General features: G+C 56.1%; 14 protein-coding genes and 1 other annotated feature. All 14 genes read left to right on the top strand.

Annotation, left to right across the window (positions count from 1 at the left end; translation table 11 throughout):
- Nucleotides 1–412: 412 nt before the first annotated feature.
- The 14 genes from C8P63_RS16785 (at nucleotide 413) to ileS (ending at nucleotide 14,166) form a co-directional block, all read left to right on the top strand.
- Nucleotides 413–1,141 carry a cell division protein FtsQ/DivIB gene (locus C8P63_RS16785; RefSeq protein WP_170109729.1) on the top strand — a complete coding sequence of 243 codons (729 nt, stop codon included), beginning with the start codon at nucleotides 413–415 and terminating at the stop codon, nucleotides 1,139–1,141.
- A 180-nt stretch (nucleotides 1,142–1,321) separates the two neighbouring features.
- Entirely contained in the window at nucleotides 1,322–2,554 is a 1,233-nt protein-coding gene (gene ftsA, locus C8P63_RS16780; RefSeq protein ID WP_108026055.1) for a cell division protein FtsA, read from the top strand.
- 38 nt (nucleotides 2,555–2,592) lie between these two features.
- Nucleotides 2,593–3,696 carry a cell division protein FtsZ gene (gene ftsZ / locus C8P63_RS16775; protein WP_108026053.1) on the top strand — a complete coding sequence of 368 codons (1,104 nt, stop codon included), beginning with the start codon at nucleotides 2,593–2,595 and terminating at the stop codon, nucleotides 3,694–3,696.
- 193 nt (nucleotides 3,697–3,889) lie between these two features.
- Entirely contained in the window at nucleotides 3,890–4,798 is a 909-nt protein-coding gene (gene spoIIGA / locus C8P63_RS16770; RefSeq protein WP_108026051.1) for a sigma-E processing peptidase SpoIIGA, read from the top strand.
- 34 nt (nucleotides 4,799–4,832) lie between these two features.
- Nucleotides 4,833–5,555, top strand: a complete 723-nt coding sequence (gene sigE / locus C8P63_RS16765) for an RNA polymerase sporulation sigma factor SigE (protein WP_108026048.1) — start codon at nucleotides 4,833–4,835, stop codon at nucleotides 5,553–5,555.
- A 138-nt stretch (nucleotides 5,556–5,693) separates the two neighbouring features.
- Nucleotides 5,694–6,473 carry an RNA polymerase sporulation sigma factor SigG gene (gene sigG / locus C8P63_RS16760; RefSeq protein ID WP_108026046.1) on the top strand — a complete coding sequence of 260 codons (780 nt, stop codon included), beginning with the start codon at nucleotides 5,694–5,696 and terminating at the stop codon, nucleotides 6,471–6,473.
- A 103-nt stretch (nucleotides 6,474–6,576) separates the two neighbouring features.
- A complete protein-coding gene (locus tag C8P63_RS16755; protein ID WP_108026044.1) occupies nucleotides 6,577–6,885 on the top strand; it encodes a YlmC/YmxH family sporulation protein in 309 nt (102 codons plus the stop codon).
- Between the two features lie 61 nt (nucleotides 6,886–6,946).
- Nucleotides 6,947–7,786, top strand: coding sequence for a peptidoglycan editing factor PgeF (gene pgeF / locus C8P63_RS16750; protein WP_170109728.1), 840 nt, complete (start codon nucleotides 6,947–6,949; stop codon nucleotides 7,784–7,786).
- Complete coding sequence (locus C8P63_RS16745; RefSeq protein WP_108026040.1) at nucleotides 7,779–8,480, top strand: YggS family pyridoxal phosphate-dependent enzyme; 702 nt, start codon at nucleotides 7,779–7,781, stop codon at nucleotides 8,478–8,480. Before pgeF ends, C8P63_RS16745 begins: the two co-directional genes overlap by 8 nt.
- Before the next feature lie 22 nt (nucleotides 8,481–8,502).
- Nucleotides 8,503–8,919: a cell division protein SepF gene (locus C8P63_RS16740; RefSeq protein WP_342748102.1), complete on the top strand. Its 417-nt coding sequence runs from the start codon at nucleotides 8,503–8,505 to the stop codon at nucleotides 8,917–8,919.
- Nucleotides 8,920–8,923: 4 nt separating this feature from the next.
- Nucleotides 8,924–9,190, top strand: coding sequence for a YggT family protein (locus tag C8P63_RS16735; RefSeq protein ID WP_108026037.1), 267 nt, complete (start codon nucleotides 8,924–8,926; stop codon nucleotides 9,188–9,190).
- Nucleotides 9,190–9,969 (top strand): YlmH family RNA-binding protein, encoded by a 780-nt coding sequence (locus C8P63_RS16730; protein ID WP_108026035.1) that lies wholly within the window; start codon nucleotides 9,190–9,192, stop codon nucleotides 9,967–9,969. Before C8P63_RS16735 ends, C8P63_RS16730 begins: the two co-directional genes overlap by 1 nt.
- A gap of 124 nt (nucleotides 9,970–10,093) precedes the next feature.
- A complete protein-coding gene (locus tag C8P63_RS16725) occupies nucleotides 10,094–10,945 on the top strand; it encodes a DivIVA domain-containing protein (protein WP_108026033.1) in 852 nt (283 codons plus the stop codon).
- Between the two features lie 169 nt (nucleotides 10,946–11,114).
- Nucleotides 11,115–11,340 (top strand) — a binding site (T-box leader).
- Nucleotides 11,341–11,394: 54 nt separating this feature from the next.
- A complete protein-coding gene (gene ileS / locus C8P63_RS16720; RefSeq protein ID WP_108026031.1) occupies nucleotides 11,395–14,166 on the top strand; it encodes an isoleucine--tRNA ligase in 2,772 nt (923 codons plus the stop codon).
- Nucleotides 14,167–14,349: the final 183 nt, after the last annotated feature.

Below are 14,349 nucleotides of genomic sequence, written 5' to 3'. Positions count from 1 at the left end.
GGCGAGACTTGTGCTCTGTGAGTGCATAGCGAGACCGGGAGTGAAGCGACCCCGGCGAGACTTGTGCTCTGTGAGTGCATAGCGAGACCGGGAGTAAGAAGCGACCCCGGCGAGACTTGTGCTCTGTGAGTGCATAGCGAGACCGGGAGTGAAGCGACCCCCGGCGAGACTTGTGCTCTGTGAGTGCAGCCGGAGCGGCTTTGGGTAAATGCGCCGCTCACTTTTTCACAACGCTTCTGGTTGGCGAGCGGTCCCCGCCGGGGACACTGCGGTTCACACAGGGGATTTTTTTGCCCATTCTGTGGCAAATCCTCGACAAACCCCGTCCCGTTATCGATACTTTGTGGTAACATAGATGAAGGTTCTTTCAGGAACCATTCCGGGTGCGGGGATCGGGAAGGAGAGGTTGCCTGTGGAAGAACGGGTTCCGCCCTTGCGCCCTTCAAATCATGGTCGAAAGCCTCCATCGGTGACGGCCATCTTTTTTATTCTCCTGTTTTTCCTGGGCGTTTGTCTGGTATTGTTCCTCAAGTCCCCCCTGAGCGAGATCCGGGAGATCCGCGTGGAAGGAAACCACCTGGTATCGGACCGGGAGGTGCTGGAAACCGTCCGTCTCGTGAAAGGAACGTCTTTTTTCCATTGGGAGACGGGGAAAGCGGAACAGGCTTTGCGGACTCTTCCCCAGGTGCGGGACGCTACGGTCTCCAAGTCCTTCCCGGGGACCGTCCGGATTCGTCTGACCGAAGTGAAACGGGTGGGTTACTGGGCTGGTGACCGAAAGATCTATCCGCTCCTGTCGGATGGATCCGTTTTGCAGGAAGAGCCTTGGGAGGGCGAGGTGGACCGACCCGTGATCCGTGATTTTGGAAAGGGCGAAATGCTGGCTTCCGTCGCGGCGGGACTGTCCGAACTTTCCCCGAAGGTGATTTTGGAGCTGTCGGAAATCCGGCCCGGCAAGGACGTTACATATCCCGACCTCGTTAAAATCTACACGCGTCGGGACCATTTGATACGGGTTCAGGCATCCGAATTGGGTGAAAAAGTGAAATACTACCCCCATTTCAAAGATCGTCCCCCGGGGACACTGAACTTGCTGGAGAGCACATGGTACGTTCCCGGCGACCCCTCCCGGGAACGGTGAGCGAGACGGGTGGAAAAGGGAAGAAAAAGTTGGGAGGGAAAAAGGGGAAAAACCTCTTCGTGTTGAATATCTGAGGTACAAGCGGATTCTTCCCTTCGCTTCTCCCCTCTTATACAAAGAAAGCATAACACCATTTCCACCACCATGTTTCAGAATCTCGGGCAAGGAGGTGCCCAGGATTTGAGCAGTGGAGAGTTTATTGTCAGCCTTGACATAGGCACATCGAAAGTGCGCGTGATCGTCGCCGAAGTGACCAGGGAAAACACACAGATCGTCGGCGTCGGTTCCGCGGTCTCCAAGGGGACGAAGAAAGGGGCCATCATTGACATTGACCAAGCGGTTCAATCGATTCGCGAAGCGATTGACCACGCCGAGCGGATGGTTGGAATAGACATTTCGAAAGTTTTCGTGGGAATTTCCGGGAACCATGTTTCCCTGCAATCCAGCCACGGGGTGGTGGCCGTTTCCGGTGAAAACAAGGAAATCGGCCAGGATGACATCGACCGGGTGATGCAGGCTGCCCGCGTGGTGGCCCTGCCTCCGGAACGGGCGGTCGTTGAAGTGGTCCCCAAACAGTTTGTGGTGGATGGCTTGCGGGATATCCAGGACCCCCACGGAATGGTGGGGGTTCGTCTCGAAGTGGATGCCACGATTGTCACCGGATCCAAAACGATCATCCACAATGTCCTTCGCTGTGTGGAAAAAGCCGATCTGTCGGTGGCGGGAATCATATTGTTGCCGCTGGCGGCGGGGGAAATTTCCCTTTCCGCGGACGAGAAGAACATGGGTGTGGTGTTGGCGGACATCGGTGCCGGGACCACAACACTCGCCGTTTACGAACAGGGACATTTGCTTTCCACCGGGGTGCTCCCCGTAGGCGGGGAATATATCACCCACGATATCGCTTACGGTCTCAGGACCCAGACGGAAACGGCGGAAAAACTGAAACGCAAATACGGCGTCGCTCTTGTGGAGGAAGCGGATCAGGAGGTCACCTTTCAGGTTCCGACCATCGGGAGCAACAAGGAAAAAACCGTCTCCCAGGAAGAGTTGGCGATGATTATTGAACCCCGGGTGGAGGAAATCTTCCAATTGATCCGGGACGAGGTGGAATCGTTGGGATTCTCCCGTGAGCCCGCCGGTGGATACGTCCTGACCGGCGGGGTCATGTCCATTCCCCATATTCTGGGGGTTGCACAGGCTCAACTGGGGCAGGCGGTTCGGTTGGTTTCTCCCCGGCATATCGGGGTGGAGGACCCCTCCTTCACCAGCGGGGTGGGCATGATCCATTACATCCGGCGTCGCTTCATCCACCAGCTCGTCGGACCGGAAAATCAGAAAAGGCCCTCTAAAAATAAGAAGGGCCCCTCCACTTGGGTGAAACTCAAAAACTTTTTGAGCGAATTCATCTGAGGAGGAAGAGAGACTCACGGATATTGGAGGGACAATCGATGTTGGAGTTTGATATGGAAGTCGAACAAATCGCTCAGATAAAGGTGATCGGTGTGGGAGGAGGCGGCAGCAATGCCGTCAACCGTATGATTGAGAGCGGAGTGCAGGGAGTCGAGTTCATCGCGGTGAATACGGATGCCCAGGCGCTCAACCGTTCCCAGGCGCCGATCAAGGTCCAGATCGGCGAAAAACTGACCCGGGGATTGGGCGCGGGCGCCAACCCCAACATCGGGAAAAAAGCGGCGGAAGAAAGCCGCGAAAATGTGGAAAACGTCCTGAAAGGAGCGGACATGGTCTTTGTCACCGCGGGGATGGGCGGTGGAACCGGCACCGGAGCCGCTCCGGAGATCGCCGAGGTGGCCAGGGATCAAGGAGCCCTTACGGTCGGGGTGGTCACCCGCCCCTTTACCTTTGAAGGTCGGAAACGTTCCCTGCAGGCCGATCAAGGCATTGCCGAACTGAAGGAAAAAGTGGACACCCTGATTGTCATCCCCAACGACCGACTGCTCGAGATCGTGGATAAAAATACGCCGATGCTGGAGGCCTTCCGCGAGGCGGACAATGTCCTTCGTCAGGGTGTCCAGGGTATCTCTGACCTGATCGCCGTACCCGGTCTCATCAACCTGGACTTCGCCGACGTGAAGACGATCATGACCGAACGCGGTTCCGCCCTTATGGGGATCGGCATGGCCACCGGGGAATCCCGGGCGACGGAGGCGGCCAAAAAGGCCATCTGCAGTCCGCTTTTGGAAACCTCCATCGACGGGGCCCGCGGAGTCCTGATGAACATCACCGGCGGGACGAACCTCAGCTTGTATGAAGTGAATGAAGCGGCGGACATTGTGGCATCGGCTTCCGATCCCGAAGTGAACATGATCTTCGGGGCGGTGATCAACGAAGACCTGAAGGATGAAATCCTGGTCACGGTGATCGCAACCGGCTTCGACACGCAGAAAGAGACCGAAAAAGCCAAAAAGCCCCAGTTCGGTCTGGACCGGGATTCCCGTTCCGCCGAGAAACCCAGTCAGATTGACATTGTGAAGCCGAAGTCGGACGGAGGTCTGGAGATTCCGACCTTTCTCCGGCACCGGCGGAAAAAATAGAATTCCAAGGCCGGACACGGGCGCCCCTTGAGGGGCGCCCGTTATTTATCCGGGGAAAAATGGTCTGCCGACCGATCCTCCGATCCGCCAAAATACGACAAAAAAAGTATCCGCCGGGCAGCAAGTTTAGACAGACAATGAAATAGGATTGAGATATACTGATACCACCTTAAACAGGGGAAGGAACCCAAAAATGGTTGTTTATGCCGATTTGGTTTTCGCCCTGAACCTTTGCATTGACTTTTTATTGTTATGGTTGACTTCCGCGATCAGACGCCAACCGGCACCTCACTGGCGCCTTTTTTCAGCTGCGTTCCTCGGAGCGTGTTACGCCGTGATCCACCTGACGCATCCCCTGGTCCTCACTTATACTTTTCCGGGAAAAATGCTCTTTTCCGTCCTGATGATCTGGGTAGCGATGGGTTACCGCGGTCCACTCGCTTTTCTGAGGAATCTCGGAGTATTCTATCTGATCTCTTTTGTGACCGGGGGAGGGATGTTCGCTCTCCATTACTTCTTTTCCGGAGGGGTCCAAGCTTCCGGCGGCATGCTCCTTAATCCGTCCTATGGCTGGGGTTCTCCCGTGTCCTGGGGATTTGTGCTGTTGGCTTTTCCCCTGGTTTGGCTGTATGCAAGGATCTCCTTCGGTACGATCCAGGAACGCCAGAAGGTGAACCGGCACTTGACTCGGGTGGCCATCCGGATCAATAACCGGAAGCTGGAATGCGTTGGGCTGATGGATACCGGGAACCAGCTCAGGGATCCCATCTCCCGCACTCCGGTGATGATGGTGGAATTGGAACCTTTGATCCCCTTTCTTCCGGATCCGGTGGTGAAGTTGGCTCGTGAAAAGAACTGGGAGCGGTTCGGAGAAGATCTTACCCGGGAGTGGATGACCCGGATCCGGTTGGTTCCCTTTCGAGGGGCCGCGAGCGACGCGGGGTTGATGCTTACCTTGAAGCCGGACCGGGTGGAAATCTTCCAGGACGGAATCTGGTACGATGCGGGTAAAGTCCTGGTCGGACTGGACGATCGACGGCTGTCGAGCGACGGAACGTTCCAGGCCATCCTGCATCCTTCCTGCATGCCGGCCGCAGGGTGAGTGAGCCTGATTCTTGTGCGAGGAGGTTGAGTGTATGATTGTCAAGTGGAAGCTGGCGTTGCAACTGCTGTGGTATCGTATCCTTATGCAAATCGGGCTCAAAGGAGAAGAAATATATTATATCGGCGGAAGTGAAGCTCTGCCGCCGCCCTTGACCCGGGAGGAGGAGGCACATCTCCTCGACCGTCTGCCCGACGGGGATGCGGCGGTCCGGGCCATGCTGATTGAGCGGAACCTCCGTTTGGTTGTCTATATTGCCCGCAAGTTCGAGAACACGGGGATCAACATTGAAGATCTCGTCTCCATCGGAACCATCGGACTGATCAAAGCGGTCAACACCTTCGACCCGACGAAGAAGATCAAACTGGCCACTTACGCTTCCCGTTGCATCGAAAATGAAATCCTGATGTTCTTGAGGCGGAACAATAAGATCCGGTCCGAAGTTTCCTTCGACGAACCTCTCAACATGGACTGGGACGGCAACGAATTGCTCCTTTCCGATGTGATGGGGACGGAGAACGACACCATCTACCGGAACATTGAAGAACAAGTGGACCGGAATATCCTGCGCACGGCCCTCTCCAAACTCTCGGACCGGGAACGGAAAATCATGGAGCTTCGGTTCGGACTCAATGGCGGAGAAGAGAAAACCCAGAAAGACGTGGCGGATCTTTTGGGTATCTCTCAATCCTACATCTCCCGGCTGGAAAAACGGATCATCAAACGCCTTCGCAAGGAATTCAACAAGATGGTGTGACGGCCGCCTTCGGGCGGCTTTTCTGTTGGACGGCGAATCTCTGTCGCCACGGCCTCTGCATCCATTTTATTTCATTACATTATAAAATCCCCTCCCGAGGAGATACTTAACATTAATGCTTCTGTAGGAGGGGAATCCATGGCGCGAAACAAAGTGGAAATATGCGGCGTTGATACTTCCAAACTGCCCGTACTAAAAAACGAGGAAATGCGCGCCCTCTTTCGCTCCCTGCAAGAGGAGGGAGACCGCTCGGCCCGTGAAAAACTGGTGAACGGCAACCTCCGGTTGGTCCTGAGTGTCATTCAGCGGTTCAACAACCGCGGGGAAAACGTGGACGATCTGTTTCAGGTCGGGTGCATCGGCTTGATGAAAGCGATCGACAACTTCGATCTCAGTCAGAACGTCAAATTTTCCACTTACGCGGTTCCGATGATTATCGGGGAAATCCGCCGGTACCTCCGGGACAACAATCCCATCCGGGTTTCCCGTTCCCTCCGGGACATCGCCTACAAAGCACTCCAGGTGCGGGATACGCTCACCTACCGTCATTCCAAGGAGCCCACGGTCGTTGAGATCTCCGAGGAGCTCAATGTCCCAAAGGAAGAAGTGGTCTTCGCCCTGGATGCGATCCAGGATCCGGTTTCCCTGTTCGAACCCATCTACCAGGACGGCGGAGATCCCATCTACGTGATGGATCAGCTCTCCGATGATCAAAACAAGGACCTGCACTGGGTGGAAGAAATTGCCCTCCGCGAAGCCATGGGGAAATTGAACGACCGGGAAAAAATGATTTTATCCATGCGCTTCTTTGAAGGAAAAACGCAGATGGAAGTGGCCGATGAGATCGGAATCTCCCAGGCTCAGGTTTCCCGCCTGGAGAAAGCGGCCATCCAACAAATGAATAAATTCATCCAATAGCCGCACACGGTGCGGTTTTCTGTTAGGGACAATCTTGGGGCAATTATCCCATCCCGTCTCATATACTGGGAAGTAAAACACCAATGACAGGGTGGGCGCCATCATGATCAAAATATCAGAGCTTCAGGACAAAGATGTGGTGAATGTAAGCGACGGCCGGAAGTTGGGACAGATCTACGATCTGGAAATCGATCTTCGTCTGGGAAAAATCAAGGCGTTGGTGGTTCCGGGAGAATCCCGCGTCTTCGGTCTGTTTACGGGGGGGAAAGAATGGGTCATCCCATGGAACCAGATCGTGCGAATCGGAGCGGATGTGATCCTCGTCCGGCTGGATTCCCCGCGCTCCTACGATGCACACGAAGATCGTGAATCCCGTCCCCTGCTGAACACACCGAAAGATTCCGGTGACTGAGCCACGAATCGTTTTGTCTCCTCCTTCGGCTGTGGTAATATGAGAGATGGGAGGGGAGCCGATGGAACCGTTTCAATTACGAGCGGATATTGCCGTCCCCGCCTTTTCCCTCGTTCCTTGGGAGAGGGAATTTCCCTGTTTGGTGGCAGGGATGAGCGCAAGGGATGGAGAATCCATAAAAGACCCAGATCGCACCAACTATGCGTTCCATGTGGGCGGCCAACGGGAGCGGGTCCTCCAAAACCGGAAAAGGCTCGCCGACCAATTGGGCGTCCCTTTCTCGTGTTGGACAGCCGGAGAACAGGTCCACGGGGTCCGCATCCGGGAAGTGACCGCGGAGGATCGGGGCAGGGGAAGGGACGGAACCGATTCCGCTTTCCCGGAAACCGACGGGTTGTTCACCGGGGAAAAGGATGTCTTATTGTCTTCGTTTTACGCAGATTGCGTCCCGCTTCTCTTTTTCAGCCCCAAAGCCGGACTCATCGGTGTGGCCCACGCCGGTTGGCGGGGCACTGTGGGTCGGATCGGTCCCCGGATGGTCCGTGAGTTCGTTGGACGGGGAGCCGAAAAGGCGGATATACGGGCGGCGATCGCACCGTCCATCGGTGCCTGTTGCTACGAGGTGGACGAAAAAGTGGCGAATCCCGTCATGGAAACCTTGAAAGGTTCCTTCGATGAGGTGCTTCAACCCTCGGGGAAAGAAAAATGGAAGCTGGACCTCAAGGAGGTCAACCGGCGTCTGTTGCTTGAGGAAGGCCTGCGGGAAGACCGCATCACCGTGACGGGGTGGTGTACCGGCTGTCATCCGGAGCTTTTCCATTCCCATCGCCGTGACCGGGGAAAAACGGGACGGATGGTTGCCTTTATCGGAATGGGGAAAGGACGGTGGAGCCATGGATGAGATCCAGCAAAATCTGCGACAGGTCAAGGAATCCATTGCAAAGGCTTGCCGGCGTTCCGGAAGGAATCCCGAAGACGTCCGCATCGTCGCGGTGACCAAATACGTCGATGTGGAGACCACCCGCCGGGCCCTGGATGCGGGGCTTGTTCACATCGGGGAAAGTCGTGCCCAGGAAGCGGTCCCCAAGTGGAAAGCACTCGGAGACCGGGGAGTCTGGCATTTTATCGGGCATCTCCAGAGCAATAAAGCAAAAGCAGTGGCAGGGAAGTTTACCTATGTTCATTCCCTGGACCGCTATTCCCTGGCCAAGGAATTAAACCGCCGCTCGGAAGGGGTGGGCCAACCCACCCGCTGTTTCATGCAGGTGAACGTTTCGGGAGAAACGTCGAAACACGGTTTAAGGCCGGAGGAGCTGACGGACTTTGCCCGTGAAGCCGCGGAGTTTCCTTGGTTGCGGCTGGAAGGACTCATGACGATGGCCCCCTTTACGGAGGATCCGGAAGAAGTGCGGCCGGTGTTCCGGCAGCTGAAAGCTTTGCAACAGGAACTGCAACGACTCGGAGATCCTCGACTGGCCGTCCCCCATCTGTCCATGGGAATGTCGCGGGACTACACAGTGGCCGTCGAAGAGGGCGCAACCTTTGTCCGTCTGGGTTCCATTTTGGTTGGCCAGTCTTACTCCGCAGGACGGTGAGGAGGCGGTTCCGTTGAGTTTCATGGATCGAGTGATGAACTTCTTCGGGATCTATGAGGATGACGAAGGACAAGCCCGGGACTACACCACGGCATCCGACGCGGAACAGATGGAGGTCCGCGGCCGGAAAAATGTGGTTTCCCTTCATGCTGCGCCAAAGCAGGTCCGTGTGATGCTCGCGGAACCACGGTCTTACGATGAGGTACAAAACATCGCGGACCACCTGAAAAACAACCGCACCACCGTGGTCAGCCTGCAGCGCCTTCCCAAAGAAGAGGCTTACCGGGTGATTGATTTCCTGAGCGGAACAGTTTACGCTTTAAACGGAAACATCAGCAAGCTGAGCCCGGAAACCATCATCTGCAGTCCACCCAACGTTGACATCCAGGGATCGATCAGTGAACTGATTTCCGATGACGCGAATGATTTGTTGAGGTGACCCCATGATCTTTGAAATCGTGAGCACACTGTTTACCATCTACCGGGTTTTGATTTTCGGCTACATTATCCTGTCCTGGTTTCCCAACGGGAGGGAATCGCCCATCGCGGTCTTCCTGGGCCGCCTGGTGGAGCCGTATCTGTCCATCTTCCGCAGCTTTATCCCGCCCCTGGGGATGATCGACATCTCGCCGATCGTCGCTCTGATCGCTCTCATGTTTATCGAGCAGGGGGTTTACTTTATCGTGAATCTGCTCCTGGGGGGAATGTAATGCTCCGGAAGGAGGATTTGTTCCGCCATTTTCGTCCGGATGAACGGATGTTTGTGGAACGGGTTCTGGACTGGGTGGGTCAGGCGGAGGAACGATACCGGCCGACTCTGACCCCCTTTTTGAACCCGAGAGAACAAACCATCAGCAAGATGTTGGTGAGAAGGGCCCCCGATCTCGAAATCACTTTTGACGGGGGCTATTCCGATGCCGAGAGGAAACGGGCCTGGATCCTCCCCCCTTTCATCAAAGAGGAGGACCACCGCCTCACCTGTCTGGAGTTGGAACCGGCGGACACAAGCTCGAAACTGAAACACCCGGATGTTCTCGGTTCCCTCCTGGGGTTGGGGTTGAAGCGGGAGGTAATCGGGGACATCCTCTCACCGGGTCCGGGTTGTCAGATCGTCGTGGCAAGTGAGATCGCAGCTTTCATCCGGTCCCAGTTGAACCGGGTCGGGCGGGTGTCCGTTCACGTGAAGGAAATCCCGAAGTCCCATCTCCGGCCTCCGGAACAGACCACCCAGTCGATCACCGCTTCCGTCGCTTCCCTCCGCCTTGACGCGGTGGCGTCGGAGGCTTTTCGTTTGTCCCGAAGGAAAGCGGCCACTCTGATCAAGTCCGGGAAATGCCGTGTGAATTGGAAGCCGACGGAAAATCCGGCTGAGCCTGTCGGGGAAGGGGATATGATATCCCTTCGCGGACACGGACGGGCCAGGGTGGACGAAACCCTTGGTGAGACAAGGAAAAACCGTCTTCTGATCCGGTTGATCCGCTACCTGTGAGCGGATCCCCGGGGGAATATGGAAATCTCATGAAGCCGGACAAGTTGATGTAGCCAACCGGAAGGAATTCTGCTACCATTGTAGAATAGAAAATGGCATAGCCAATCCTTAAGGAGGTGCCAACATGCCGCTTAGTCCGTTGGACATACACAATAAAGAATTTAAACGATCTTTTCGCGGTTATGACGTAGACGAAGTCAACGACTTCCTCGATCAAATTATCAAAGACTTTGAGTTTCTCATCCGGGAGAAACAGCAGCTGGAGCAACAGGTGGAAGAGTTGCAGCAGGAGCTGGAGCAGGCTTTGGAGGAGCAGATGGTAACTCCTTCCCAAGATACCCAAGCTCCTGCACCGCAGCCGCCGCAACCGCAACCCCAGCCCCGGTACCAGCAGCCTGAGCCGCCGGCGCCGATTCAGCAACAACAGCCTTCCGCTTCTTCGCTCTCGTCCATGGAACAGAGCATTCACAAATCGATCCGCGTGGCGCAGGAAGTGGCGGAAGAAGTGCGTCTGAACGCCAAGAAGGAAGCCGAGCTGATCGTCCAGGAAGCGGAGAAAAACGCAGATCGCATCATCAACGAAGCGCTGCAAAAAGCCCGCGAAGTCCATACCGAACTTTTGGACCTCAAACAGAAGGCGACCGTCTACCGTGCCCGTTTCCGCACGTTGGTGCAGTCCCACCTTGATATTCTGGAGAACTCCGACTGGGAGTCTTTGGAGGAGCTTGAAGAGGGGCTGGACGAAGTCGGAAAGCAGCTGGACCAATATGCGGAAGGTCGTTCCGACAACCTCGCGTTGCAACAGCCGGAAGATTACGGCCAGTCCCAGGAGTACAGCCAGGAAGGATACGGCCACAGTCCTTTGGAGAACACAAACCCCTCCTACGACCAGGGGTCTTACATGGATGAAGGGGACGAGCCCCGCCGTGAAATGCGCCGGACTTCCCGCAAGATGAAGCGGAAGGCGATGTTCTGAACCGAATTTCCCTTGACTTTCCAATTGGTGACCGGTATACTGAAACGACACGAAAATGAAGCCGCCTGTGGAATGTCCCGACGGGACATCACAAAATGGGTTGGGGCGAGGTCACCCGGCCCTGAAAAAGCCGATCGCGGACCCTGTGTGAGCGGCACGGGGTTTCGCTGTAAAAGCGAAGAACGGGAGAGTAGACAGAAAACGCACCGGTTCAGCGAATTAGGGATGGTGAAAGCCTAATCCGTTGCGTCTGTTGAAGATCACCCGGGAGCTGTCCTCCCGAAACGTGAAGTAGGGCGGACCGTTAAACCCACGTTACGGGTTGTCAAGCGGGTCCTTCCGTTTCCACGAAGGGCTTATTAGGGTGGTACCGCGGGTAACTTCTCGTCCCTACCGGGATTGAGGAGTTTTTTTATTGATCGGCTTTTTGGAAAGGAGTGAAGTTGAGAGTGGACTATAAAAAAACCCTGAATCTTCCACGTACGAAGTTTCCCATGAGGGGCAATCTCCCCAATCGGGAACCCGAGATGCAAAAATGGTGGGATGACATCGACATCTACGGCAAGGTCCAGGAAATGCGGAGGGGCAAGCCGAAATTCATTCTGCACGACGGACCCCCGTACGCCAACGGAAACATCCATATCGGTCACGCCCTGAACAAGGTGCTGAAAGACTTCATCATCCGCTATCAGTCGATGCGGGGGTTGGATGCTCCCTACATCCCCGGATGGGACACCCATGGGATGCCGATCGAGCACGCGATCATTACCAAAAAAGGGGTGGATCGCAAAAAGGAAGATCCGGTCACCTTCCGGAAGTTGTGTGCGGATTACGCATGGTCCTTCATCAACCGTCAGCGGGAACAGTTCAAACGGCTCGGCATCCGGGGGGATTGGGAACATCCCTATGTCACCCTGAATCCCGAGTATGAAGCCCGCCAGATCCGGATTTTCGGCGAAATGGCGAAAAAGGGCTACATCTACCGGGGTTACCGTTCGGTCTTTTGGTCCCCCTCTTCCGAAACCGCTTTGGCGGACGCGGAAGTCGAATACCAGGACAAACGATCCCCTTCCATCTATGTCGCCTTTCCGGTGCAAGACGGCAAAGGGGTGCTGCCGGAAGCGGAAACCCACGTCGTGATTTGGACGACCACCCCTTGGACCATCCCTGCCAACCTGGGAGTCGCGGTAAACGCCGATTTCACTTATTCGCTGGTGGATACGGGAAGCCGGAAGCTTCTCCTCGCCGAGGAATTGGTGGACGACGTCATGAAACGGGTCGGAATCGATCACTATGAACGGACGGCCACCTTCAAGGGGGCCGATCTGGAAGGTGTGGTTTGCCGACATCCCTTCTACGACCGGGAAAGTCCCGTCATCCTCGGGGACCACGTGACGCTGGATGCCGGCACTGGCTGCGTCCACACCGCTCCGGGCCACGGGGCCGAAGACTTCGAGTTGGGCAAGAAGTACGATTTGGGCGTCCTTTGTCCCGTGGACGAAAAGGGGCGTTTCACGCGGGAGGCCCCCGGGTTTGAGGGCCTGTTTTACGATGACGCCAACAAACGGGTCACCGAAAAACTGGAGGAAGTGGGAGCCCTGCTGAAGCTCACCTTCATCACTCACCAGTACCCCCACGACTGGCGGACCAAAAAGCCGGTCATCTTTCGGGCCACTGAACAATGGTTCGCCTCCATTGACGGATTCCGGGAAGCGATGCTGGAGGCGATCAAAGAGGTGAAATGGACTCCGGCCTGGGGGGAAGTGCGGCTGGCCAACATGGTGGCCGAGCGGGGAGACTGGTGCATCTCCCGTCAGCGGGTCTGGGGTGTTCCGCTCCCTATCTTCTACTGCCGTTCCTGCGGCCATCCCTACATCACCGATGCCTCTATCGACAAAATCGCCAATCTGTTTGCCGCGGAAGGTTCCAACACCTGGTTTGAACGTGAGACGGAGGAACTTCTGCCGGAAGGAGCGGTCTGTTCGGAATGCGGCCATGATTCCTTCCGCAAGGAGACCGACACCATGGATGTCTGGTTTGATTCCGGGAGCAGCCACGCCGCTGTTCTGGAACAGCGGGAGGAGACCGACTGGCCGGCGGACCTCTACCTGGAAGGCTCGGATCAGTACCGTGGGTGGTTCAACTCCTCCTTGTCCACGGCGGTGGCCACCAAGGGGACGGCCCCCTATCGTCAGGTTCTCTCCCATGGCTTCACCCTGGACGGGGAAGGACGGAAGATGTCCAAATCCCTCGGAAACACAATCGATCCGCTCAAGGTGATGAAGACCTACGGCGCCGACATCCTGCGCCTCTGGGTTGCCTCCGTGGATTACCAGGCCGATGTCCGGGTCTCGGACGACATCCTGAAGCAGATCGCTGAAGTGTACCGGAAGATCCGGAACACCTTCCGCTTCCTTCTCGGCAACCTGGCCGATTTTAACCCGGAGACCGATCGGGTGGAAGTCGACCGTCTGAACGAACTGGACCGCTACGCACTCACCAAATTGCAACGCCTGACGGAAAAGGTAATCAAGGGGTATGACTCCTACGAGTTTCATGCCGTTTACTATCAGGTCCACAACTACTGCACCGTGTTCCTCAGCCAGTTTTACCTGGATGTGCTGAAGGACCGGCTCTATACACTTCCCAAAGAGGACATCAGACGACGCTCTTCCCAGACGGTGATGTATGAGACCCTCCTGTCCCTCGTAAAGATGCTCCATCCGATCCTGCCCCACACCACGGAAGAGGTGTGGAAGTACGTCCCCGGGACCGACACCGAGAGTGTTCAGCTCACCGACTTTCCCCGGGTGGAGGCCCGGTATCTGGATAAAGAGCTGGAAGAGAAATGGGACGTTCTCACCGGGGTGAGGGACACCGTTCTCAAAGCGCTGGAAGAAGCCCGGGCTGAGAAAGTGATCGGCAACTCCCTCGGCGCCTCCGTCGAGTTGTATCCGTCGGAGAAGAAATTCCAGCTTCTCCACCGTGTGGACAACCTCGCCGAGCTCTTCATCGTCTCCCACGTCCGACTGTTCCGGCCGGAAGACGGACCGGAAGGCGACACTGTCGAAGGGGATGGCCTTCATGTTAAAGTGAAGCCGGCAGAAGGGGAGAAATGTCAGCGCTGCTGGGTGATCAGCCCCGCCGTCGGCCAAAACTCCCGATACCCCGACCTCTGCGATCGCTGCGCCGACACTGTACAACACCATTATTCGGAATGAAAAGAAAGGCTGCCCGTTAAAATGCGGGCAGCCTTTTTCTTAAAACCAGGATCAAATGGGAAGGACAGGGGTTCGCCATGGTTGTGGTTCACTCCAGTATACAGGCAGGGGGTGAAAGCGCCGTGAGAGGAAGATGAGAAAAATACAGGATTCCGAAATCAAAAAGTCCGGCGGTGCCGGACG

The organism is Melghirimyces profundicolus (genome assembly GCF_003054245.1).
GTDB lineage: Bacteria > Bacillota > Bacilli > Thermoactinomycetales > DSM-45169 > Melghirimyces > Melghirimyces profundicolus.
The sequence above is the reverse complement of the archived record's forward strand: the minus strand, read 5'-3'. Positions and strand labels throughout refer to the sequence as shown.